This window comes from Enterobacter sp. 01-M-03-SI-ECC (assembly GCF_047530215.1).
GTDB classification, from domain to species: domain Bacteria; phylum Pseudomonadota; class Gammaproteobacteria; order Enterobacterales; family Enterobacteriaceae; genus Enterobacter; species Enterobacter chengduensis.
In genome coordinates, this window is record NZ_JBLKDA010000002.1 from 73,598 (window position 1) to 96,019 (window position 22,422).

19 protein-coding genes and 6 tRNA genes are annotated in these 22,422 nt (G+C 55.8%); 13 read left to right on the forward strand and 12 right to left on the reverse strand.

Annotated features, from left to right (window positions below):
* Nucleotides 1-224: 224 nt before the first annotated feature.
* From zipA to ACMWKK_RS02285, 3 genes are all read left to right on the forward strand, one after another.
* A complete protein-coding gene (zipA, locus tag ACMWKK_RS02275) occupies nt 225-1,223 on the forward strand; it encodes a cell division protein ZipA (RefSeq protein ID WP_112779856.1) in 999 nt (332 codons plus the stop codon).
* Between the two features lie 69 nt (nt 1,224-1,292).
* Complete coding sequence (ligA, locus tag ACMWKK_RS02280) at nt 1,293-3,308, forward strand: NAD-dependent DNA ligase LigA (protein ID WP_045325873.1); 2,016 nt, start codon at nt 1,293-1,295, stop codon at nt 3,306-3,308.
* A 1-nt stretch (nt 3,309) separates the two neighbouring features.
* Entirely contained in the window at nt 3,310-3,525 is a 216-nt protein-coding gene (locus tag ACMWKK_RS02285; RefSeq protein WP_003861328.1) for a DUF3820 family protein, read from the forward strand.
* On the opposite strand, the gene ACMWKK_RS02290 is transcribed toward ACMWKK_RS02285, so the two are convergent.
* A complete protein-coding gene (locus tag ACMWKK_RS02290) occupies nt 3,522-4,517 on the reverse strand; it encodes a bile acid:sodium symporter family protein (RefSeq protein ID WP_032659301.1) in 996 nt (331 codons plus the stop codon). The two genes, ACMWKK_RS02285 and ACMWKK_RS02290, sit on opposite strands and share 4 nt — an antisense overlap.
* An 89-nt stretch (nt 4,518-4,606) precedes the next feature.
* On the opposite strand from ACMWKK_RS02290, the gene ACMWKK_RS02295 reads away from it, so the two are divergent.
* On the forward strand, nt 4,607-5,548 hold the full coding sequence (locus ACMWKK_RS02295; RefSeq protein WP_112779855.1) for a LysR family transcriptional regulator: 942 nt from the start codon (nt 4,607-4,609) through the stop codon (nt 5,546-5,548).
* Here ACMWKK_RS02295 and ACMWKK_RS02300 read toward each other — a convergent pair.
* Nucleotides 5,539-5,880 (reverse strand): FlxA-like family protein, encoded by a 342-nt coding sequence (locus tag ACMWKK_RS02300; protein WP_112779854.1) that lies wholly within the window; start codon nt 5,878-5,880, stop codon nt 5,539-5,541. The genes ACMWKK_RS02295 and ACMWKK_RS02300 overlap by 10 nt on opposite strands.
* Nucleotides 5,881-6,086: 206 nt before the next feature.
* Here ACMWKK_RS02300 and xapA point away from each other — a divergent pair, with 206 nt between their 5' ends.
* From xapA to ACMWKK_RS02315, 3 genes are all read left to right on the forward strand, one after another.
* Nucleotides 6,087-6,911, forward strand: coding sequence for a xanthosine phosphorylase (xapA, locus tag ACMWKK_RS02305; protein WP_112779853.1), 825 nt, complete (start codon nt 6,087-6,089; stop codon nt 6,909-6,911).
* Nucleotides 6,912-6,962: 51 nt separating this feature from the next.
* Nucleotides 6,963-8,219 carry a nucleoside permease gene (locus ACMWKK_RS02310; RefSeq protein WP_112779852.1) on the forward strand — a complete coding sequence of 419 codons (1,257 nt, stop codon included), beginning with the start codon at nt 6,963-6,965 and terminating at the stop codon, nt 8,217-8,219.
* Nucleotides 8,220-8,286: 67 nt separating this feature from the next.
* A complete protein-coding gene (locus ACMWKK_RS02315) occupies nt 8,287-9,174 on the forward strand; it encodes a LysR family transcriptional regulator (RefSeq protein WP_112779851.1) in 888 nt (295 codons plus the stop codon).
* 61 nt (nt 9,175-9,235) lie between these two features.
* Here ACMWKK_RS02315 and ACMWKK_RS02320 read toward each other — a convergent pair.
* From ACMWKK_RS02320 to ACMWKK_RS02335, 4 genes are all read right to left on the reverse strand, one after another.
* Nucleotides 9,236-9,311, reverse strand: a tRNA-Lys gene (locus ACMWKK_RS02320).
* 4 nt (nt 9,312-9,315) lie between these two features.
* Nucleotides 9,316-9,391: transfer RNA gene (locus tag ACMWKK_RS02325), tRNA-Val, on the reverse strand.
* Between the two features lie 29 nt (nt 9,392-9,420).
* Nucleotides 9,421-9,496, reverse strand: a tRNA-Val gene (locus tag ACMWKK_RS02330).
* A 41-nt stretch (nt 9,497-9,537) separates the two neighbouring features.
* Nucleotides 9,538-9,613, reverse strand: a tRNA-Val gene (locus tag ACMWKK_RS02335).
* A gap of 258 nt (nt 9,614-9,871) precedes the next feature.
* On the opposite strand from ACMWKK_RS02335, the gene gltX reads away from it, so the two are divergent.
* Nucleotides 9,872-11,287 carry a glutamate--tRNA ligase gene (gene gltX, locus ACMWKK_RS02340; RefSeq protein ID WP_112779850.1) on the forward strand — a complete coding sequence of 472 codons (1,416 nt, stop codon included), beginning with the start codon at nt 9,872-9,874 and terminating at the stop codon, nt 11,285-11,287.
* A 44-nt stretch (nt 11,288-11,331) separates the two neighbouring features.
* Here the strand turns inward: gltX and ACMWKK_RS02345 are convergent, their stop codons facing one another.
* Nucleotides 11,332-11,724 (reverse strand): YfeC-like transcriptional regulator, encoded by a 393-nt coding sequence (locus ACMWKK_RS02345; RefSeq protein WP_112779849.1) that lies wholly within the window; start codon nt 11,722-11,724, stop codon nt 11,332-11,334.
* A 1-nt stretch (nt 11,725) separates the two neighbouring features.
* A complete protein-coding gene (locus ACMWKK_RS02350; protein WP_045332208.1) occupies nt 11,726-12,088 on the reverse strand; it encodes a YfeC-like transcriptional regulator in 363 nt (120 codons plus the stop codon).
* Between the two features lie 217 nt (nt 12,089-12,305).
* Here ACMWKK_RS02350 and ACMWKK_RS02355 point away from each other — a divergent pair.
* From ACMWKK_RS02355 to ACMWKK_RS02365, 3 genes are all read left to right on the forward strand, one after another.
* Nucleotides 12,306-12,381 (forward strand) — tRNA-Ala (locus ACMWKK_RS02355).
* Between the two features lie 41 nt (nt 12,382-12,422).
* Nucleotides 12,423-12,498 (forward strand) — tRNA-Ala (locus ACMWKK_RS02360).
* Nucleotides 12,499-12,713: 215 nt separating this feature from the next.
* Nucleotides 12,714-14,903, forward strand: a complete 2,190-nt coding sequence (locus ACMWKK_RS02365; RefSeq protein ID WP_112779847.1) for an EAL domain-containing protein — start codon at nt 12,714-12,716, stop codon at nt 14,901-14,903.
* Between the two features lie 43 nt (nt 14,904-14,946).
* On the opposite strand, the gene ACMWKK_RS02370 is transcribed toward ACMWKK_RS02365, so the two are convergent.
* Nucleotides 14,947-16,134: a NupC/NupG family nucleoside CNT transporter gene (locus ACMWKK_RS02370; RefSeq protein ID WP_014884725.1), complete on the reverse strand. Its 1,188-nt coding sequence runs from the start codon at nt 16,132-16,134 to the stop codon at nt 14,947-14,949.
* Between the two features lie 348 nt (nt 16,135-16,482).
* Between ACMWKK_RS02370 and ACMWKK_RS02375 the strand changes: the two genes are divergently transcribed.
* The gene (locus ACMWKK_RS02375) at nt 16,483-17,721 is read left to right on the forward strand and encodes an Nramp family divalent metal transporter (RefSeq protein ID WP_112779846.1); all 1,239 of its coding nucleotides are present in this window, start codon (nt 16,483-16,485) and stop codon (nt 17,719-17,721) included.
* A gap of 33 nt (nt 17,722-17,754) precedes the next feature.
* Here the strand turns inward: ACMWKK_RS02375 and ACMWKK_RS02380 are convergent, their stop codons facing one another.
* Together ACMWKK_RS02380 and mgrA are read right to left on the reverse strand one after the other, a co-directional pair.
* The gene (locus tag ACMWKK_RS02380; RefSeq protein ID WP_045331822.1) at nt 17,755-18,108 is read right to left on the reverse strand and encodes a DUF2502 domain-containing protein; all 354 of its coding nucleotides are present in this window, start codon (nt 18,106-18,108) and stop codon (nt 17,755-17,757) included.
* 127 nt (nt 18,109-18,235) lie between these two features.
* Entirely contained in the window at nt 18,236-19,234 is a 999-nt protein-coding gene (mgrA, locus tag ACMWKK_RS02385) for an L-glyceraldehyde 3-phosphate reductase (RefSeq protein WP_112779845.1), read from the reverse strand.
* A 185-nt stretch (nt 19,235-19,419) separates the two neighbouring features.
* Here mgrA and ipdC point away from each other — a divergent pair, with 185 nt between their 5' ends.
* Complete coding sequence (gene ipdC, locus ACMWKK_RS02390; RefSeq protein WP_112779844.1) at nt 19,420-21,078, forward strand: indolepyruvate decarboxylase; 1,659 nt, start codon at nt 19,420-19,422, stop codon at nt 21,076-21,078.
* On the opposite strand, the gene ACMWKK_RS02395 is transcribed toward ipdC, so the two are convergent.
* Nucleotides 21,079-22,314, reverse strand: a complete 1,236-nt coding sequence (locus tag ACMWKK_RS02395; RefSeq protein WP_112779843.1) for an ion channel protein — start codon at nt 22,312-22,314, stop codon at nt 21,079-21,081.
* Nucleotides 22,315-22,422: the final 108 nt, after the last annotated feature.

The following is a 22,422-nucleotide window of genomic DNA, read 5'->3' on the forward strand; positions in this document are numbered from 1 at the left end:
GCTGTACTCCTTTTTACACAACCAGTGGAATTGCCCGCCTATATTATCCACTTACAGAGCAATGACCAGTTCGGAAATGTTCGAAAAACCAGCAAAAAGCACGATTTCCTTCATCTTTATGCTGTGAATGCTCTGCACACACTTGCACTTGACGTAAACGGCAAATACTCTTAGTGAGTAAATGTTTGCCGTGGTGGCAAGGTGTTAGAACAACAGAGAATATAATGATGCAGGATTTGCGTCTGATATTAATCATTGTTGGCGCGATCGCCATAATCGCTTTACTGGTACATGGTTTCTGGACCAGCCGTAAAGAGCGCTCTTCGATGTTCCGCGATCGCCCACTGAAGCGCATGAAGTCCAGTCGTGACGACGATGACGGTGAAGATGACATCGACGGCAGCGACGATGACGGCGTGGGTGAAGTTCGTGTTCATCGTGTCAATACTGCGCCCGGCGCTGGCCATGGGGAGCATGAAGCGCCTCGTCCTTCGCAGCACCAGTATCAACCGCCGTATGCTTCTGCACAGCCGCGCCAGCCAGCGCCGCAGCCTGCGGAAGAGCCGGTGCGCCAGCCGCCGCAACAGCCTGTCTATCAGCAGCCTGCTGCGCCACAGCCGGTTCATCAGCAGCCCGTTCATCAACCTGTGCAACAACCTGCGCAACAGCAGCCTGCTCAGCCGGTACAACAACAACCGCAGCAGCCTGTTCACGTTCAGCCTGCGCCACAGCCCGCTCCGGCCCCGCACGTAGAGCCAGAACCCGTTGCAGAGCCAGAGCCGGTTGTTGAAAAACCGCAGCGTAAAGAAGCGGTGATCATCATGAACGTGGCGGCGCATCACGGTAGCCATCTCAACGGTGACGTGCTGCTTAACAGTATTCAACAGGCAGGCTTCAAGTTTGGTGATATGAACATCTTCCATCGCCACCTGAGCCCTGACGGTAGCGGTCCGGCGCTGTTCAGCCTGGCCAACATGGTTAACCCTGGCACCTTCGATCCGGAAATGACCGGTGATTTCGTGACCCCGGGCGTCACTATCTTTATGCAGGTGCCGTCCTACGGCGACGAACTGCAAAACTTCAAGCTGATGCTGCAGTCCGCTCAGCACATCGCTGACGAAGTCGGCGGCGTGGTGCTCGACGATCAGCGTCGTATGATGACCCCGCAGAAGCTGCGGGAGTATCAGGACCGCATCCGCGAAGTTAAGGAAGCTAACGCGTAATTGCCGCGCTGACTTCAACTCCTCCTCAACCCCCGCATGTCGGGGGTTTTTTCTCATTGATGGTGCGATATGGACTCTATCGAACAACAACTCACTGAACTGCGAACCACGCTTCGCCATCATGAATATCTCTATCATGTTATGGACGCGCCGGAAGTCCCGGACGCGGAATATGACCGCCTGATGCGCGAGCTGCGCGAACTCGAGGCGCAGCATCCGGAACTCATCACGCCGGATTCTCCCACCCAGCGCGTTGGCGCTGAGCCGCTGGGAGCATTCAGCCAGGTGCGTCATGAAGTGCCGATGCTGTCGCTGGATAACGTCTTTGACGAAGAGAGCTTTCTTGCGTTTAACAAGCGCGTGCAGGATCGCCTGAAAAGCAGCGACGCCCTCACCTGGTGCTGCGAGCTCAAGCTTGATGGCCTGGCGGTCAGCCTTCTCTACGAAAACGGCGTGCTGGTCCGTGCCGCGACGCGTGGCGACGGCACGACGGGGGAAGACATCACCACCAACGTGCGTACCATCCGCGCGATCCCGCTCAAGCTGCAGGGGGACAACATTCCTGCGCGTCTGGAAGTGCGCGGCGAGGTATTCCTGCCGCAGGCGGGCTTCGAGAAAATCAACGAGGAAGCGCGCCGCACCGGCGGGAAAGTGTTTGCTAACCCGCGTAACGCGGCGGCAGGCTCTCTGCGCCAGCTCGATCCGCGTATCACCGCGAAGCGACCGCTCACTTTCTTCTGCTACGGCGTTGGCATTCTGGAGGGCGGCGAGCTGCCGGATACGCACCTCGGGCGTCTGATGCAGTTCAAGGCGTGGGGGCTGCCGGTGAGCAACCGCGTTCAGCTCTGCGACTCGCCTGAGGCGGTGCTTGCGTTCTACCGCAAGGTGGAGGCGGATCGTCCAACGCTCGGTTTCGATATTGATGGCGTCGTCATTAAGGTGAACTCGCTGGCGCTGCAGGAGCAGCTGGGCTTTGTGGCGCGCGCGCCGCGCTGGGCGGTGGCGTTCAAGTTCCCCGCTCAGGAGCAGATGACCTTCGTCCGCGACGTGGAGTTCCAGGTCGGTCGTACGGGCGCCATTACTCCGGTCGCCCGTCTGGAGCCGGTGCAGGTGGCGGGCGTGCTGGTGAGTAACGCCACGCTGCATAACGCCGACGAAATCGAGCGCCTGGGCCTGCGCATTGGTGACAAAGTGGTGATTCGCCGCGCGGGCGATGTTATCCCGCAGGTGGTTAACGTCGTAGAGTCAGAACGTCCTGATGACACGCGTGAAGTGATCTTCCCGACCCATTGCCCGGTGTGCGGCTCCGACGTTGAGCGCGTTGAGGGTGAGGCCGTAGCCCGCTGTACGGGCGGCTTAATCTGTGGCGCGCAGCGTAAAGAGTCCCTGAAGCACTTTGTCTCCCGCCGCGCGATGGACGTCGACGGCATGGGCGACAAGATTATCGATCAGCTGGTTGAAAAAGAGTATGTCCACACCCCGGCGGATCTCTTCCGGCTGACGGCAGGTAAACTGACCGGCCTCGATCGCATGGGGCCAAAGTCAGCCCAGAATGTGGTTAACGCGCTCGAAGCCGCAAAAGAGACCACCTTCGCCCGTTTCCTGTACGCGCTGGGCATTCGTGAAGTGGGTGAAGCAACCGCAGCAGGTCTGGCGGCCTACTTTGGCACGCTGGAGGCGCTGGAAAAGGCCAGCATCGAGGAGCTGCAGAAAGTCCCGGATGTCGGCATCGTTGTCGCCACGCACGTCTTTAACTTCTTTGCGGAAGAGAGCAACCGTGAAGTTATCGGCCAACTGCTGGATGAGGGCATCAGGTGGCCCGCACCCGTAGTGGTCAACGCCGACGAGATCGACAGCCCGTTCGCCGGTAAAACGGTGGTCCTGACCGGCAGCCTGAGCCAGCTTTCGCGCGACGATGCGAAAGCGCGCCTGGTGGCGCTGGGGGCAAAAGTGGCGGGCAGCGTGTCGAAGAAAACCGACCTGGTGATCGCCGGGGAAGCGGCGGGCTCGAAGCTGGCGAAAGCGCAGGAGCTCGGCATTGCGGTGATTGACGAAGCGGAAATGATGCGCCTGTTAGGAGAGTAGCGTGGAGAAAGAACAGCTCGTTGAGATTGCCAATACGGAAATGCCGTTCGGTAAATACAAGGGCCGCCGGCTGATTGATTTGCCGGAGGAGTATCTGCTGTGGTTTGCCCGCAAGGATGAATTCCCGGCAGGCCGGCTGGGCGAGCTGATGGCCATCACGTTACTGATCAAAACCGAGGGGCTGACCCAGCTGGTTCAGCCCCTGAAGCGTCCTTAAGCCTTCGCGGCGCGGGTCTCTTCCTGCGCTAGCTTTTCGGTCTGGCGCTTGTAGCGACGCGCCAGCACCGCGCAGACCATCAGCTGGATCTGGTGGAATATCATCAGCGGCAGCACCATCATTCCAATCACCGAGGTCGGGAACAGAATGTTGGCCATCGGGATACCGTTCGCCAGGCTCTTTTTCGAACCGCAGAACACAATCGTAATCTCATCCGCCTTGTTGAAGCCGCACCTGCGCGCCACAAAAACGTTTACCGCAATCACAATCGCCAGCAGGACAATGCTGACCACCACGATAAACAGCAGCGAGCCTGCGCCCACCTTGTGCCAGATCCCGTTCACGACCGCTTCGCTAAAGGCGGAGTAAACCACCAGCAGGATCGAGGTCTGGTCGGTTTTTGAGATCCACTTTTTGTGCTTCGCCACAAACGCGCCCGTCCACGGTCGGGAGAGATGGCCCAGCACAAACGGCAGCAGCAGCTGCAGGCAAATTTTGCCCACCTGCTCGAGGTTACCCTCCGCGCCGTGCATGTTCATCAGCAGGCCCACCAGCAGCGGGGAGACGAAAATCCCTAGCAGGCTGGAGGCCGACGCCGAGCAGACCGCGGCCGCGACGTTGCCACCGGCGAGAGAGGTAAAGGCAATGGCGGACTGCACGGTAGCGGGCAGAATGCACAGATACAGGAAGCCGGTGTAGAGCGCCGGGTCAACGTTTACCGGTGCCCACCAGGCAAACAGCACCCCGAGGATCGGGAACAGAATGAACGTGCTGCACATCACCCAGAGGTGCAGTCGCCAGTGGCTACCGCCCGCGATAATCGCTTCTCGGGAGAGCTTTGCGCCGTGCATAAAAAACAGCAGCGCGATGGCGGCCGTCGTCAGCCCTTCAAAGAACGGGACGAAGCCGCCGCGGGCGGGAAAGAACGAGGCCAGTAAAACGGTGACGACGAGGGTTAGCGTAAACGGATCAACAATACGAAATAGTTTCATAATGACTCCTGAAAACAGATGTCGCTATTGTGCTTTTTTCCATTTGAGAAATAAAATTGATTTATTGCATCCATTCATGAATTAAACAGATGAATTATTCCCTACGCCAGCTTCGCATTTTTGTCAACGTCGCCCATGCCCGCAGCTTCAGCCGGGCAGGGGAGATGATTGGCCTGAGCCAGTCGGCGGTCAGCCACAGCGTAAAAGAGCTGGAGAATCAAACGGGGGTCAGATTGCTTGATCGCACCACGCGTGAGGTGGTGTTGACCGAAGCGGGACAGCAGCTGGCTCTGCGCCTTGAACGCCTGCTGGATGAGCTGAACAGCACGCTCAGAGACGTGGGGAGACTCGGGCAGCAGCTTTCGGGTACCGTGCGGGTCGCGGCCAGCCAGACGATATCCGCGCACCTGATTCCGCAGTGCATTGCCGAGGGAAGCCACCGCTATCCGGATATTGATTTTGTCCTGCATGACCGGCCGCAGCAGTGGGTGCTGGAGAGCATCCGCCAGGGGGATGTCGATTTTGGTATTGTTATCGATCCCGGTCAGGTAAGCGATCTGGCCTGCGAAAGCGTGCTTTCTGAGCCCTTTTTGCTGCTCTGTCGGGATGACGATCCGCTGGCATCGCTGCCGGAAGTCAGCTGGCAGCGCCTGCAGGGTGCGAACCTGGTTTTGCAGGATTATGCCTCGGGCAGCCGCCCGCTGATCGATTCCGCGCTGGCGAATCAGGGCGTAAGGGCAACGATCGTGCAGGAAATCGGTCACCCGGCGACGCTGTTTCCCATGGTGGAAGCCGGCATTGGCATCAGCGTGTTGCCCGCCCTGGCGCTTCCCCTGCCGCAGGGAAGCCGACTGGCCGTCAGGCGCTTAACGCCCGTTGTCGAGCGAAGGCTGATGCTGGTGCGGCGGAAAAATCGCTCACTCTCAGGGGCGGCGCAGGCTATCTGGGAAGTGGTGCGTATTCAGGCACAACGCTTAACCGAAGCCCGCATACGCGACCCACTGTTTAATCCGTCAGACGATCAGATATAGATATCGATCTGACGATCGTCTGACGGGCTGTTAACCCCTTCCACTTTGCCGAGCGCTTGATCCTGTTTCTTCTGTGCCTCTTCGGCCTGCTGGCGCTGCAGCGCGGCGAGCTGCGCCTGCAGCATTTTGATCTGGTTCTGAATAAGCTCCTGCTGCTTCTTCTTCTCATCCACGCTGATGGGGCTGTTCGCCAGGTCGTTCAACTGCTGAGTCAGCTTCTGGATCTTGTTGAGAATGCGGCTGATTTGCGCAGCGATATCGTTACCGCCTGAAGCCCCGCTCCCGGCACTGCTGGTTTGAATGGGTTGGGTTGAAGCCTGAATGGTGGTCATACTTTTTCCTCGCGTGATAAAACAGAGATATCGGCACCGTTGGGATTAGCTTGAGAGAAACTGTCATATCTGGCAGGGAGTTACATCAATACACGATCGGTATGGATGGTACGGTGAAAGTGTATTGGAGGTCACCTGCAGGCTGCGGATATAAGACGTAAGTCATGCGATGGCGACATCGCGAACTTCATCCTCAAGGAGCCTCTATGACCCTCTCGAATAACCCGTGGTACTGCGCCGACATCATTCGCGCCGCTAAGCCGAACTTCACGCCTCGCGTGGCGTTTATTCTCGGCTCTGGCCTGGGCGCACTTGCCGACCAGATTGATGACGCCGTTTCCCTGAGCTATGAAAGGCTGCCGGGCTTCCCGGTGAGCACCGTCCACGGTCACGCAGGCGAGCTGGTGCTCGGGCATCTGGCCGGCGTGCCGGTGGCCTGCATGAAGGGGCGCGGCCATTTCTATGAAGGGCGGGGAATGACCATCATGACGGATGCGATCCGCACCTTTAAGCTGCTGGGGTGCGAGCTGCTGTTTAGCACCAATGCGGCGGGTTCACTGCGCCCGGAGGTTCAGCCAGGCAGCCTGGTTGCCCTGAGCGACCATATCAACACCATGCCGGGCACGCCGATGGTGGGGCTGAACGATGATCGCTTTGGCGAGCGCTTCTTCTCGCTGGCTAATGCTTACGACGCGGATTACCGTGCCGTTCTGCAAGCCGTGGCAACAAAAGAAGGCTTCCCGCTGCATGAAGGGGTGTTTGTCTCTTATCCTGGCCCGAACTTCGAGACGGCGGCCGAGATCCGCATGATGCAAATTATCGGCGGCGATGTGGTGGGGATGTCCGTGGTGCCGGAAGTCATCTCCGCGCGTCACTGCGGCCTGAAGGCCGTGGCCGTTTCTGCAATTACCAATCTCGCCGAAGGTCTGGGGGAGGTAAAACTCTCGCATGAACAAACCCTCGCTGCCGCTGAGCTCTCCCGACAGAACTTTATCAATCTTATCTGCGGTTTTCTCCGCCATATTGCCTGAGTAAAACAATAAAGTGGCCCGCCAGGGCCACACTGCGATAAGGAATGGGCTATGAACATCACGACTCGCTTAAAGATGCTGTCCTTTATGCAATATTTTATCTGGGGGAGTTGGCTGGTTACCCTCGGTGCTTACATGATTAACACCCTACACTTCACCGGCTCCGACGTGGGCATGGTGTACAGTTCCAAAGGCCTTGCCGCGATCGTTATGCCTTCGCTGGTGGGGATTATTGCCGACAAGTGGCTGCGGGCCGACCGCACCTACGTCATTTGCCACCTCGTCTGCGCTATCGCGCTCTGTTATGCAGCCCAGGTGAATGAGCCCAGTCTGATGTTCTGGGTCATGCTGGTGAACGCGATGGCCTTCATGCCCACGATTGCGCTGTCGAACACCATTTCCTACTCCTGTCTTGAGCAGGCGGGGCTGGATACGGTGAGCCATTTTCCGCGAGTGCGGGTGTATGGCACCGTGGGCTTTATTGCCGCGATGTGGGCAATAAGCCTGATGGGGGCAGAGTTAAGCAGCGTGCAGCTCTATATTGCAGCTGCCGCGTCCCTGCTGCTGGCGCTTTATTCTCTGACGTTGCCGGCTATTCCGGTGGCGAAGCAGAAAACGGCTACGTCTCTGGCAAGCAAGCTGGGCCTTAATGCGTTTATCCTGTTTAAACAGCCCCGCATGGCGGTATTCTTTTTATTCGCGATGCTGCTGGGCGCCGTGCTGCAGATAACCAATACCTTTGGCAGCCCCTTTTTGCATGATTTTGCCCGTAATCCGGCATATGCCGAGAGCTTTATCGTCAAATACCCGTCCATTTTGCTCTCCGTTTCGCAAATGTCTGAAGTGTTCTTCATTCTGACCATTCCGTATTTCCTCGGACGGTTTGGTATTAAAGCCGTCATGCTGATGAGCATGGTGGCCTGGATGTTGCGGTTTGGTCTGTTTGCCTTTGGCGATCCGTCCGCGACAGGCTTTGTGCTGCTCATGTTTTCCATGATTGTGTACGGCTGCGCGTTCGACTTCTTTAATATTTCAGGATCGGTATTTGTTGAACAGGAGGTAAGCGCCGATATCCGCGCCAGCGCGCAAGGGCTGTTTATGACGACCGTTAACGGCATCGGGGCATATTTCGGATCGGTATTGAGCGGTATGGCGGTCGATTATTTCTCGGTGGACGGAGTCAAGGACTGGCAGACAATCTGGCTGGTATTTGCGGCCTATGCCCTGGCGCTCGCGGTGGTCTTTTACTTCAGCTTTAACTACCGTCATTCCTGTAAAAACAGCGAGATGCGCACAGTTGCGCACTAAATTTCCCCCCTTGAAGCAGAAAGGCTTTATGGTAGGCACATAAGTGTTTTCGCCGGGATATGTTTTGATGGAACGCGTCTATCGGACCGATCTTAAGCTGCTGCGCTATTTTCTGGCGGTGGCTGAAGAGCTGCATTTTGGACGGGCTGCGGCCCGCCTCAATATGTCTCAGCCGCCGTTAAGCCTGCATATTAAAGAGCTGGAAAGTCAGTTGGGCACGTTACTGTTCATTCGCCACTCGCGAAGCGTCGCCCTGACGCATGCCGGTAAAGTGCTGATGGAAGAGTCTCGTCGGCTGCTTGCCAGCGCAAACCAGGCGCTGGCTCGCGTCGAGCAGATTGGCCGGGGGGAAGCAGGGCGCATTGAGCTGGGAATTGTCGGTACCGCCATGTGGAGTGAGGTGCGCACGGTCATGCGCGCTTTTTTGAAAGGGCATCCGAACGTTGATGTCGTATTTCGCGAAAAATCGCCGGTTATGCAGATGGCGCTGCTTGAGCGCCGGGAGCTGGATGTCGGTATCTGGCGAATGGCAACGGAACCTACAGCAGGGTTTACCAGCCTGCGGTTGCGGGAGGCGGCTTTTCTTGTGGCGATGCCGGAGGATCACCGGCTGGTGAGCGAATCATCGATTGCGCTCGCGGAGTTACAGGACGAGTATTTTGTCACGATGCCTGCCGCACATTCAGACTGGGCATTTTTACATCGCGTTTGCCAGCAGGCCGGATTTTCACCGTTGATTGTACGCGAAGCCGTTGAGCCGCAAACGGTGCTGGCGATGATCAGCATGGGGATGGGGATTACGCTCGCCGCAGACAGCTACGCGCAAATGCAGTGGCCGGGCGTGGTGTTCCGCCCGCTGAAAGAGCGTATTCCGGCAGATTTATATGTGGTGTATGACGAGAAGCAGGCGACGCCAGCGGTGAAGACGTTGATAAAGACGTTAACAGGGGCGTAAGGGTTGTGTAGGCTCTGTATCGCAGATAGCAAAAAAGCGCCTTTAGGGCGCTTTTTTACATTGGTGGGTCGTGCAGGATTCGAACCTGCGACCAATTGATTAAAAGTCAACTGCTCTACCAACTGAGCTAACGACCCGAAATGGTGGGCGATGACGGGCTCGAACCGCCGACCCCCTCCGTGTAAAGGAGATGCTCTACCAACTGAGCTAATCGCCCATTTCGGAACTGCTGCGATAAGGTGAGATTGGTGGGCGATGACGGGCTCGAACCGCCGACCCCCTCCGTGTAAAGGAGATGCTCTACCAACTGAGCTAATCGCCCAATCTCAATACTTATCTACACTGCGAGTCTACCGAAGTAGATGGTGGGTGATGACGGGCTCGAACCGCCGACCCCCTCCGTGTAAAGGAGATGCTCTACCAACTGAGCTAATCACCCCCGCTGTGTGGAGTCGCATTATAGGGAGAGTTGAAAATGAGTCAACGCATTTTCTAAAGTTTTTATTCGTTCGTCGTAAAATTAAACAAAACGATCGCGAAACGGGCTATGGAGCATGATTTCTAAACAAAAATCGCAAACTCGGCCATGATAAAGGGATCGACATTGAGGAATCCCCCCACAGTGATAGAATATTGCCCATCGTTTTTTCCCCAGGATTTGCCGATTGCCGGCATCTTTATAACGTAAGGCCATTTCATGAAAATCAAAACTCGCTTCGCGCCGAGCCCGACAGGCTATCTGCACGTCGGTGGTGCACGTACCGCTCTCTATTCCTGGCTTTTCGCACGCCACAACAAAGGTGAGTTCGTGCTGCGTATTGAAGACACCGATCTCGAGCGCTCCACCCCGGAAGCAATTGAAGCCATTATGGATGGGATGAACTGGCTGAATCTGGAATGGGATGAAGGCCCTTACTTCCAGACCAAACGCTTTGACCGCTATAACGCCGTCATTGATGAAATGCTGGTGGCGGGCACGGCGTATAAATGCTACTGCTCGAAAGAGCGTCTGGACGCGCTGCGTGAAGCGCAGATGGCGAACGGTGAAAAACCGCGTTACGACGGCCGCTGCCGCCACGACCACAGCGAGCATGCTGCTGATGAGCCTTGCGTAGTGCGTTTTGCTAACCCGCAAGAGGGCTCGGTGATCTTTGACGACCAGATCCGCGGCCCAATTGAATTCAGCAACCAGGAGCTGGACGATCTGATCATCCGCCGCACCGACGGTTCCCCAACCTACAACTTCTGCGTGGTCGTTGACGACTGGGATATGGAAATTACCCACGTTGTTCGTGGTGAGGACCATATCAACAACACGCCGCGTCAGATTAACATCCTGAAGGCGCTGAACGCCCCTGTGCCTGTTTATGCCCACGTCTCCATGATCAACGGTGATGACGGGAAAAAACTCTCTAAGCGTCACGGTGCGGTAAGCGTGATGCAGTACCGCGACGACGGCTATCTGCCGGAAGCGCTGCTGAACTATCTGGTGCGTCTGGGCTGGGCCCACGGTGACCAGGAGATCTTCAGCCGTGAAGAGATGATCGAACTGTTCTCTCTGAGTTCTGTCAGTAAATCCGCGAGCGCATTTAATACCGACAAGCTGCTGTGGCTGAACCATCACTACATCAATACCATGCCGCCAGAATATGTGGCGACGTATCTGCAGTGGCACATTGAGCAGGCAAATATTGATACCCGCACGGGCCCAGAGCTGGCGGACCTGGTGAAACTGCTCGGCGAGCGCTGCAAAACGCTGAAAGAGATTGCCGAAAGCTGCCGCTACTTCTATGAAGAGTTTGACGCGTTTGACGCGGACGCCGCGAAGAAACACCTCCGCCCGGTTGCGCGTCAGCCGCTGGAAGTGGTGCGTGACAAGCTGGCCGCCCTTACCGAGTGGACCGCTGAGAATGTGCATCACGCCATTCAGGCGACGGCAGACGAGCTGGAAGTCGGCATGGGTAAAGTCGGTATGCCGCTGCGCGTAGCGGTAACCGGTGCGGGACAGTCTCCGGCGCTGGATGTAACGGTTCACGCGATCGGCAAATCACGCAGCGTGGCGCGCATCAACAAGGCGCTGGACTTTATCGCTGAACGTGAAAGTCAGCAGTAATCACGTCTCAGATAAAGCAAACGGCAGGGTAACCTGCCGTTTTTTTATGCCTCTTCTTCCGCGATACCCAGACGCATAAGAAAACCGTGGATGCCTTCGCGTTTCAATAAGGTGTCCAGCCGCTTCTGCTCTGACGGAGTCATACTCTCCAGCGTCTCAATAATACCCGGAGAAAGATTTGAAGAGGGGTCATTGTAGGATGACGTGGCCTCCGCGAGATGGTAAACCGCCTGACGGTTGCGAACCGCCGGGAGGCTCATAATATGTTCCTTCACCCGCGCATCGACATGAATTAGCCGTGCACGGCCGCCTTTCACGCCGTTGAGTCCTTCCGTTTTCCAACCCTGCTGGCGTATCCAGCGATTAACCGTTTGTCTGGCAACGCCCAAACTCTCCGCCAGCTCTTCCGTGGTCATTTTGCTCCGTAATTTTTTCATATCAGTTCTGATCGCGAATCCCTAAACGTTGCAACAATCCGGTAATCCCTTCCCGCATTAACAGCGATGTCATCTGCTTCTGTTCTTCCGGCGTCATTTCATTGGCCAGCGTCAGGAGCAGGGCGTGAAGCGACCCGTCATGGCTGGTGCCTTCCGGCAGTTCGGACGTTTCGCTTGCGCGACGTGCGCTGCGAATAAAATCACGAACTTTTTCATTCACATGTACCAGGCGCGCTTTCCCGCCCTGGACGCCTGGTTTTGGTGACGTAATCCAACCCTCTTTGCGTACCCATTTATTGATGGTCTGTCGGCTATAGCCAGTGAGGAGGGCTAACTCTTCCGGCGTCATTCGTTCCTTGATCATGCAATTTCCTGAATATCAGTGGGGTTAATTAACGGCTCATTTTATAGCACCGTTTTACGTGAAAACGTGACAGGCTTAACTCCTGACTGCGAGCAGGCTCGCAAAGTGTTTCATTTGCATGATTTTTCGGCGATCGAACGGCGGTCGTTGATTTTGCCGTTGACACTCCGCAGCGGAATTCATATTATGCCGCCCGTCAACATGACAGCTTTACGATGGGGCTATAGCTCAGCTGGGAGAGCGCTTGCATGGCATGCAAGAGGTCAGCGGTTCGATCCCGCTTAGCTCCACCAAACTCTGAACCCAACAGAGTGCGGTCAGTAAAGTCACATGTGGGGCTATAGCTCAGCTGGGAGAGCGCTTGCATGGCATGCAAGAGGTCAGCGGTTCGATCCCGCTTAGCTCCACCAAAATTGTAAACCCTCGTCGAATGACGGGGGTTTTTTTTATCTGTATGTTACGCCTGCCACCGTATTTTGTTATCAAAAAGAAGGTATTCCCATACCTCACCTCAATCGACGTCAATAAACCAGTCTATAAATAGACTTGAACTTGATTCGTGCAATTAATAAACCTATTATCCATCCGGTCAATGATTCGAACGGATAATATACCCCTCAACTTAATGAATAGAAAAACGTACAATAATGTAAAGATATTTATAATTGCCCTGGCACTTTGCCTGATTGCGGTACCTGTATCCCGTTATCTTTCTCCCCGCGCAATTGTGAATGGTCACGACGTTTATTTAGCATGGTTACCTCTCAGCGTTATGCTGGCGATAATTCTGCTATTTGGGCGCCGGGCAATTCTTCCAATTGTGTTAGGTTTTACTGTCACTAATTTATTTTATGTTAATTTAGCGCCGCTACAATATTCAGTTTTACTGTTCTGTCAGACCTTTGCGCTGTTCGCGGCGTGCGGCCTGCTACGCCTCATGCTGGGCAAGCGCTGGCGCTACAGCATCCCTAATAGGCACATCGGGCTACGGATATTCTGGCTCGGTTTTATCGTGCCGTTAGGTATTAAGCTGTCGATGTATTTGGCAGGCTATTTCTTTGATTTTCCGGTGACTATTTCAACCTTTTTCGGCGAAGGTACGGTAATTTATAACGTTGTGGATATACAAAGCCTGATATGTGCGGCGTTGATTTTTACCATGATGTTCTATTACCCATTAAGAATGATAATTAATCCTCGCTATGCCATCACCTTCTGGCGGCGAAGCGTGGCGCCCATTTTTACCCATAAAAATTCATTGTATATATCTGTTTGGCTGATGCTTTTAGGCTTCATTCTCGCCATTTTATGTGGGCCTTTTGAATCCCCCGTGATTGCGGGCTATTTAATGCCGCTGATTTTTATTCTTTTTACCCTGGCGATAAGCCGTCTGACCTATGCGCTTATCTCTCTGCTTTGGGCAGTTTCTGCGCTTCTGCTGTTGACCTACAACTATAACTTCCTGAATGGGGTGGAATCGGGCCATTCACTCTCCTTTATTCTCTCCGTGCTGATCTCTTTTGCCATCTGCCTGCTTTACATGTCGCGGATTTACCAGCGCAGCGAGTGGCTGAAGCGGGGCTGGCAGGGCAGGGCGCTGACCGATCCGCTGACCGGTTTGCCCAATATTCGTGCGCTGGAGGAGCATCTTGAGGTTCATCCGGATGCCAAAGTGTGCATTCTGCGTATGGACAACCTGGAATTTTTGAGCCGTCACTATGGGATCCTGATGCGGGTCCATTGCAAACGAACGATCGCCTCGTCGCTGCAGCCACTTTTGCAGAAAGATGAGACGCTCTTCCAGCTACCGGGAAGCGAGCTGGTGCTGGTACTACTGGGCCCGGGGATCGCCGAACGCCTCCAGCACATGGTTGATCGGCTGAACAGCCGTAAGATTTTCTGGAACAACACCGGGCTGGACATTGAATTTGGTGCGTCCTGGGGAATGGTCGAAAACGGCGAAAAGCTGCACCACACGCTGGGGCAGCTGAGCTGGCTGGCAGAGCAGGCCTGCGGAGAGCACAACGTTCTCGCACTTACCAATAGCCTTGAGGCGGCATCAGGACAAACGACAGAGCGCGTCCTGATGCTGGCGCGGATTAAGCATGCCCTGGAGGCGGATCAATTCCATTTATACGCACAGCCCATCCAGAAGGCGGACGGGAACGGGTATTACGAAATTCTGACGCGTATGGAGAGCGAGGGGGAGATCATTACTCCTGACCGCTTTATTCCGCTGATAGCGCAGTTTAACCTCAGCCACCGGTTTGATATGTGCGTTATGGAAAAATTACTGGTGTGGCTGCGCGAACACCCCGCAACGCAGGCCGGCGTTCGTTTCTCTGTCAATCTTATGCCGCTCACGCTGATGCAAAAAGAGGTGGGGACCGAGATTTGCGCGCTGTTTGAACGCTACGGCGTGGCGCCTCAGGCCGTCGTGATTGAGATTACCGAGGAGCAGGCCTTCTCAAATTCAGGCTGCAGCATCCACAATATTCAGCAGCTGCGGGATTATGGTTTCCGGATTGCTATTGATGATTTTGGTACTGGCTACGCTAACTATGAGCGCCTCAGACGCCTGCAGGCAGACATCATTAAAATTGACGGCTGCTTTGTGAAAGACATCTGTACCGATGATATGGATGCGATGATCGTGCAGTCCATGTGTAATCTGGCGAAGACGAAATCGCTGTGCGTCGTCGCGGAATACGTAGAAACACCGGCCCAGCGGGAGATGCTGCTCCGCTTCGGCGTGGATTACCTGCAGGGCTATCTGATAGGCAAACCCCAACCGCTGGAAGAATTACGGGCATAAAAAAACCGGGAGCAGGCTCCCGGTTTTTGTTTAACGCTAAACGTTACAGAACCAGTGCCGCGATGGAAGCAGACAGGACGCTTACCAGCGTAGAGCCGTAAACCAGCTTCAGGCCGAAGCGAGAAACCACGTTACCCTGCTCTTCGTTCAGGCCTTTAATCGCCCCCGCGATAATCCCGATGGACGAGAAGTTCGCAAAGGAGACCAGGAACACGGACAGAATGCCTTCCGCGCGCGGAGAAAGCGTGCTGGCAATTTTCTGCAGATCCATCATCGCAACGAATTCGTTAGAAACCAGTTTGGTTGCCATAATACTGCCGACCTGCAGCGCTTCGTGAGCCGGCACGCCCATCACCCATGCAACCGGGTAGAAGATGTAGCCCAGAATACCCTGGAAGGAGATACCCAGCACCGCGGCGAACAGGGCGTTCAGCGCAGAAATCAGCGCAATGAAGCCGATCAGCATGGCGGCAACAATAACCGCTACCTTGAAACCGGCCAGAATGTATTCACCCAGCATTTCGAAGAAGCTCTGGCCTTCGTGCAGGTTTGACATCTGGATGTTCTCTTCGCTGGCGTCAACGCGGTACGGGTTGATCAGCGACAGCACGATAAAGGTGCTGAACATGTTCAGAACCAGCGCGGCAACCACATACTTCGGCTCCAGCATGGTCATATACGCGCCCACGATAGACATGGAAACGGTAGACATCGCGGTTGCCGCCATGGTGTACATGCGGTTACGGGACATTTTGCCGAGAATATCTTTATACGCGATGAAGTTCTCAGACTGACCGAGGATCAGGGAACTGACGGCGTTGAAAGATTCCAGCTTACCCATGCCGTTCACTTTCGATAACAGGAAGCCAATTCCACGAATAACGAACGGCAGAACGCGGATGTGCTGCAGAATACCGATCAGCGCGGAGATGAAGACGATAGGGCACAGAACCTTCAGGAAGAAGAACGCCAGGCCTTCGTCGTTCATTTTACCGAAGACAAAGTTGGTCCCTTCGTTGGCGAATCCGAGCAGTTTTTCGAACATTTCGGAGAAGCCTTTCACGAAGCCGAGGCCTACGTTGGAGTTCAGGAAGAACCACGCAAGTAAAACTTCAATGACCAGCAGCTGGACAACATAACGGATACGAATTTTTTTGCGGTCTGTGCTGACCAGCAATGCAAGTGCAGTAACGACAACAAGTGCCAGGACAAAATGAAGGACGCGGTCCATATTTGCTCCAAATATGAGGCAGGTTTAATTTTCGTGCACATTCTATGTAACAAGCGAAAAGAAAACGAGATCGAGGACACACTATAGTTACATCCTGTGACGAGTCTCAAAAATAGTGATCCACAATACATTTTTGTTATGTTAGGTAAATGAGTGAAAAGTTAAGTTTGTGTGCTAATCTTCACAAAAGCGCGCGCGATTTCAGTTTCTGTTAGATCGCCCCACTTACCCGCCCGTCTATCGTTCAAAGCTATCAGAGAAATCACTGCAAACATTACAAATGATCTTGATAATCATTCTCATTTTGATAGCATTAAACATAGCAAAGGCTATATTTCAGAGGCAGAAATGACAAACAGTCGCGTAGAGGGTAGCAGTGGCAGAGCCGCGCGCAAGTTGCGGTTCGCATTAATGGGACCTGCGTTCATCGCTGCCATTGGCTATATCGATCCCGGTAACTTTGCGACCAATATTCAGGCCGGAGCCAGCTTCGGCTATAAGCTGCTGTGGGTGGTCGTCTGGGCGAACCTGATGGCGATGCTGATTCAGATGCTCTCCGCGAAGCTGGGGATTGCCACGGGTAAAAACCTGGCGGAGCAAATTCGCGACCATTATCCGCGTCCGGCCGTCTGGCTCTACTGGGTTCAGGCGGAAATCATCGCCATGGCCACCGATCTCGCTGAGTTTATCGGCGCAGCGATCGGATTTAAGCTGATTCTGGGCGTGTCGCTGCTGCAGGGGGCGGTACTGACCGGGATTGCCACGTTCCTTATCCTGATGCTGCAGCGTCGGGGTCAAAAGCCGCTGGAGAAGGTCATTGGCGGCCTGCTGCTGTTTGTCGCGGCGGCCTATATCGTCGAGCTGATTTTCTCCCAGCCGAACCTGGCGCAGCTCGGTAAAGGGATGGTGATCCCAAGCCTGCCAACCTCTGAAGCGGTGTTCCTGGCCGCCGGGGTGCTGGGGGCGACCATCATGCCGCATGTGATTTACCTCCACTCCTCTCTCACTCAGCATCTCCACGGCGGGACGCGTAAAGAGCGTTACTCCGCCACCAAGTGGGATGTGGCGATCGCCATGACCATCGCGGGATTTGTGAATCTGGCGATGATGGCGACGGCAGCCGCGGCTTTCCACTTTAACGGTCATACCGGTATTGCCGATCTCGACCAGGCGTATCTCACGCTGGAGCCGCTGCTGAGCCATGCGGCAGCTACGATATTTGGCCTCAGCCTGGTGGCTGCCGGTCTCTCCTCTACTGTGGTGGGGACGCTGGCAGGCCAGGTGGTGATGCAGGGATTTGTCCGGTTCCATATTCCGCTGTGGGTGCGTCGCTCTGTCACCATGCTGCCGTCATTTGTTGTGATTCTGATGGGGCTCGACCCAACGCGAATTCTGGTGATGAGCCAGGTGCTGCTGAGTTTTGGCATCGCGCTGGCGCTGGTGCCGCTGCTGATCTTTACCAGCAATAAAAGCCTGATGGGCGAGCTGGTGAACTCAACGCTGGTGAAACGGGCCGGGTGGGCCATCGTGGTGGTGGTCGTGGCGCTGAACCTGTGGCTGCTGATTGGCACCGCGTTGGGGCTTTAAAAGAAAAAGGAGCCGTGAGGCTCCTTTTTTCTGTTAGTCATCATGACCGTGGTGGCCATGTCCGTGACCTCTGCCGCGACCCCAGCCGCCTCGGCGGTCGTCACGGTCGTTCCAGCCTTCACGGTAGCCGCGCTCGTACGCTTTGTCTTTGTACCATCCACGGTGTCTGCCGTTATCATGCTTCCACCAGCGATCGCCGCGCCACTCGTAGTGACGATGCCAGTAGTCACGGTCGCGCCAGTAGCCGCCGTCCCAGTATCTGCCGTAGTCGTCACGATCGCCAATTTGTAATTTTACTGATGGCAACAGGGTGATTTCGCCCGCAGTGGCGATCAGCGGGGCTGATGAAGCCAGTAATACCGCTGCAAGAATCAGTGACCTGAACATACTCTTTCTCCTTCACGATCGGGGCCTTTGTGGGGCCTGTTAACGCAATATTACGAGTTGGTAAAGGCTCGTATCATCGCCTCAACTCCGAATTCCTGAATGAGAGCACTTTTTGCTAAAAGTGTTTTTATTTTGAGCTGCCCAGAATTTCTTCTATACGCTCCAGTTCTTCCGCAGAGAAATGGCGGTTTTCCAGCATGCCCACGGCGTCATCAATCTGTGCCGCTTTACTTGCCCCAATCAGCACAGACGTCACGTTCTCATGGCGTAATACCCAGGCCAGCGCCATCTGCGACAGCTTCTGGCCGCGCGCTTCGGCCATGGCGTTCAGCTTTCTTACCTTCTCCAGCTTCTCTTCGGTGATCTGGTCAGGGTTAAGGAATTGACTGCCGCTAGCCGCGCGGGAGTCTGCGGGAATGCCGTTCAGATAGCGGTTGGTCAGTTGCCCGCCGGCTAGCGGCGAGAAGGGAATGCAGCCAACCCCTTTTTCCTGCAACACCTCCAGCAGCCCCGCTTCCGGCGCACGTTCAAAGAGGGAGTACTTCGGCTGGTGGATAAGGCAGGGCGTACCGAGGTCGTTAAGGATATCAATCGCCTGGCGGGCCAGAACAGCCGGGTAGTTGGATAACCCGACGTACAGCGCTTTCCCCTGGCGCACCACATGGTCAAGCGCTTTCATGGTTTCCAGCAGCGGCGTATGCGGGTCTGGACGGTGATGATAAAAGATATCCACATACTCCAGCCCCATACGCTTCAGGCTTTGATCGAGGCTTGCCAGCAGATATTTACGTGACCCCCAGTCGCCGTACGGGCCCTCCCACATGGTATAACCCGCTTTGGTAGAGACGATCAGCTCATCGCGCCAGGGCAGGAAATCCTCCTGCAAAATACGGCCAAAATTACGTTCGGCGGATCCCGGAGGCGGGCCATAGTTGTTGGCAAGGTCGAAATGCGTAATCCCCAGATCGAACGCGCGCTGTAAAAGTTGACGGCTGTTTTCGATAAGCGTGGTGTCGCCAAAATTATGCCACAGCCCAAGCGAGATGGCAGGTAACCTGAGCCCGCTTTGCCCGCAGCGGCGATACTCCATTGTCGTGTAACGATTTTTGTCCGGCTGGTAACCCATTCTCATGACCTCTGGCGCTGAAGAAAAATTCGGTGTATGCGTTTACATTAGCGTGAAAAAAAGCAGCATAGCGCAGCCTTTTTTGTAAAGCATTCTTTCCATGCCCTTCTTGTCGCCAATTCTGGACAGCCATCACGCTTATTTAATACTCAAGGTGAGGTCAAACATTAGAAGGATACCTGTTCATGCGTACCCCATACTGCGTCGCCGATTACCTGCTGGACCGCCTAAGAGATTGTGGAACCGATCATCTTTTTGGCGTGCCGGGCGACTATAACCTGCAGTTTCTCGACCATGTAATAGACAGCCCGGATATCTGTTGGGTGGGCTGTGCCAACGAGTTAAATGCTTCTTATGCCGCGGACGGATATGCCCGATGCAAGGGCTTCGCCGCGCTGCTGACGACATTTGGCGTAGGAGAGTTAAGCGCGATGAACGGCATTGCGGGCAGCTATGCCGAGCACGTTCCGGTACTGCATATTGTGGGCGCGCCGGGCACGGCGGCTCAGCAACGAGGTGAGCTGCTGCACCATACGCTGGGAGACGGTGAGTTTCGTCATTTCTACCATATGAGCGAGCCGGTCACCGTTGCACAGGCGATCCTGACCGAGCAAAACGCCTGCTATGAGATTGATCGGGTATTAACAACTATGCTCCGGGAGCGTCGCCCCGGCTATCTGATGCTCCCCGCCGACGTGGCGAAAAAGGCCGCCACCCCGCCTGTAAACGCTCTCACGCTCAGGCACGCCCATGCCGACACCGCCTGCCTGAAGGCGTTTCGGGATGCCGCAGAGAGCAAGCTGGCCATGAGCAAGCGAACTGCGCTGCTGGCCGATTTCCTTGTCCTTCGCCATGGCCTTAAGCATGCCCTACAGAAATGGGTCAAGGAGGTGCCGATGGCGCACGCCACCATGCTGATGGGCAAAGGCATATTTGACGAACGTCACGCCGGTTTTTACGGCACCTACAGCGGTTCGGCGAGCGCCAGCGCGGTAAAAGAGGCGATTGAAGGGGCAGATACGGTCTTATGCATCGGCACGCGATTTACCGATACCCTGACGGCCGGTTTCACCCATAAGCTCACCCCGGCGCAAACGATAGAGGTCCAGCCTCATGCCTCACGCGTCGGTGACGTCTGGTTTACCGGCATCCCCATGCTTCAGGCGATTGAAACGCTGGTGGAGCTGTCTAAACAGCACGTGCACGGTACGCCGTTGCCGTCCCCTCAGGGTGCGATGGCCTATCCGCAGCCGGATGGCTTGCTGACGCAGGAGAATTTCTGGAAAACGCTGCAGACGTTTATCCGCCCGGGGGACATTATTCTTGCGGATCAGGGCACCTCGGCCTTCGGCGCGATCGACCTGCGTCTTCCGGCTGACGTGAATTTTATCGTCCAGCCCCTGTGGGGATCGATCGGCTACACGCTGGCGGCGGCGTTTGGCGCGCAAACCGCCTGCCCGAACCGGCGCGTGATTGTGCTGACGGGTGATGGCGCGGCGCAACTCACCATCCAGGAGCTTGGCTCGATGCTGCGGGATAAACAGCGCCCCATCATTCTGGTCCTTAACAACGAAGGGTACACGGTGGAAAGGGCGATCCACGGGCCGGAGCAGCGGTATAACGACATCGCGCTGTGGAACTGGACGCAAATCCCGCAGGCTCTTAGCCTTGATCCTCAGGCCCAGTGCTGGCGGGTCAGTGAAGCGGAGCAGCTGGCGGACGTGCTTGAAAAAGTGGCGCACCACGAGCGGCTTTCGCTGATCGAGGTCATGCTGCCGAAATCCGACATCCCGCCGCTGCTGGGCGCGCTCACCAAAGCGCTGGAAGCGCGCAATAACGCCTGATTATTTGTCGTTTCGCCAGGCCATCATCATCGGTTTGCCCGCCAGCAGGAGCCAGGCGGGCAACATCACGATGCAAAGTAACGGGATGAGGGTGGTATCCGGAACCACCACGGCGGCCATAAACAGGCTGAGCCACGCGTCGCGCGTGACCACCAGCACCAGCCCGAGAATCGAGCAGGAGACGGTAATTGCCGCCGGAACCGCATCGACATGCTCGTGCAGCATCAGGCCCAGCGCCACGCCGACAAACACCGCCGGGAAGATGCGCCCACCGCGGAACCCGCAGGCTGCCGCCACCACCAGCGCGGCCAGCTTAATTACGGCAAACAGCAGATAGTCAGAGACGCTAAACACCTGGCTGAAGGCCAGCTGCTGCATCTCGTCCAGACCTTTGAACAGCGTCACCGTCCCGCCGATCGCTCCTAAAATGCCGAGGGTCAAACCGCCGGCCCCCAAAATCAGCACCGGGTGCCTGAGTTTATGCACCAGCCGGTGCAGGCGTGGAAGGCACCATACCGCCACCATCCCCAGCGCGATGGCGATCGCGACGACGATGGCGCCGCTGAAAATATCGGCGATTTGCATCTGGCCGTAGTGGGGGAGCGAGAGTGAAAAATGAGGATGAAAAAACAGGCTGGTCGTCAACGCGCCAGCGGCTGCGGCCATCAGCGGCGCAAAGAGTTTATCCCACAGCGGGACGTCATTATTGCTGCTGAGCGTCTGAGAGAAGATCAGTGCCGCCGCAACGGGCGTGCCGAAAAGCGCCCCGATGGTGCCTGCGGAGGCGAGAATGGTCCAGTCCAGCGCGCTGACCCGCGGCAATATGCGCGAACCGAGGAAAACCGCCAGGCCAATATTCACCGCCATAATCGGATGCTCGGGCCCCAGACTAACGCCGCCGGCCAGGCCCAGAATCAACGCGATGATAAGCCCTGGCAGTGCCGAGGGGGCAACCGGGGCGCCAATCAGCGGTTCCTGTGCCGGATCGGGGCCAGCATGGCCGGGACTGAAACGGATCGCCAGGCCCACCGCAATCCCGGTCAGCGTCAGCATCATAACAATCCAGGCAGGCGAGTCAGCGGTGGCGCCCAGTCTGGCCGGTAGCGCTGTCCATAACAGGCTTTGTAGCACCGACGCGACTTTCATCACGACGATAAGCGCCAGGCTTGAGGCCACGCCAATGATGAGCGCCGGAATCGCCAGCAACAGCATGGTTCTGGCTCGCGGGTGGAGCATGATGATTTCCTTGTACAAAACGGTATTACGTTACTTTGCACATTAAGCTTTATGGCAATAGTGCAAAAGGTGCTGAAACGGTAAAGTTATTCTGTGACGAAGATCGAT

Coding starts and splice junctions, on each gene's coding strand:
- xapA (WP_112779853.1), top strand. CDS start 6,087: ATGACCCTCTCGAATAACCCGTGGTACTGCGCCGACATCATTCGCGCC.
- ACMWKK_RS02395 (WP_112779843.1), bottom strand. CDS start 22,314: ATGCTCCACCCGCGAGCCAGAACCATGCTGTTGCTGGCGATTCCGGCG.
- ACMWKK_RS02300 (WP_112779854.1), bottom strand. CDS start 5,880: ATGACCACCATTCAGGCTTCAACCCAACCCATTCAAACCAGCAGTGCC.
- ACMWKK_RS02345 (WP_112779849.1), bottom strand. CDS start 11,724: ATGAAAAAATTACGGAGCAAAATGACCACGGAAGAGCTGGCGGAGAGT.
- ACMWKK_RS02370 (WP_014884725.1), bottom strand. CDS start 16,134: ATGGACCGCGTCCTTCATTTTGTCCTGGCACTTGTTGTCGTTACTGCA.
- ACMWKK_RS02310 (WP_112779852.1), top strand. CDS start 6,963: ATGAACATCACGACTCGCTTAAAGATGCTGTCCTTTATGCAATATTTT.
- ipdC (WP_112779844.1), top strand. CDS start 19,420: ATGCGTACCCCATACTGCGTCGCCGATTACCTGCTGGACCGCCTAAGA.
- ACMWKK_RS02380 (WP_045331822.1), bottom strand. CDS start 18,108: ATGTTCAGGTCACTGATTCTTGCAGCGGTATTACTGGCTTCATCAGCC.
- mgrA (WP_112779845.1), bottom strand. CDS start 19,234: ATGGGTTACCAGCCGGACAAAAATCGTTACACGACAATGGAGTATCGC.
- zipA (WP_112779856.1), top strand. CDS start 225: ATGATGCAGGATTTGCGTCTGATATTAATCATTGTTGGCGCGATCGCC.
- ACMWKK_RS02315 (WP_112779851.1), top strand. CDS start 8,287: ATGGAACGCGTCTATCGGACCGATCTTAAGCTGCTGCGCTATTTTCTG.
- ACMWKK_RS02290 (WP_032659301.1), bottom strand. CDS start 4,517: ATGAAACTATTTCGTATTGTTGATCCGTTTACGCTAACCCTCGTCGTC.
- ligA (WP_045325873.1), top strand. CDS start 1,293: ATGGACTCTATCGAACAACAACTCACTGAACTGCGAACCACGCTTCGC.
- ACMWKK_RS02375 (WP_112779846.1), top strand. CDS start 16,483: ATGACAAACAGTCGCGTAGAGGGTAGCAGTGGCAGAGCCGCGCGCAAG.
- ACMWKK_RS02365 (WP_112779847.1), top strand. CDS start 12,714: ATGAATAGAAAAACGTACAATAATGTAAAGATATTTATAATTGCCCTG.
- ACMWKK_RS02295 (WP_112779855.1), top strand. CDS start 4,607: ATGAATTATTCCCTACGCCAGCTTCGCATTTTTGTCAACGTCGCCCAT.
- ACMWKK_RS02350 (WP_045332208.1), bottom strand. CDS start 12,088: ATGATCAAGGAACGAATGACGCCGGAAGAGTTAGCCCTCCTCACTGGC.
- gltX (WP_112779850.1), top strand. CDS start 9,872: ATGAAAATCAAAACTCGCTTCGCGCCGAGCCCGACAGGCTATCTGCAC.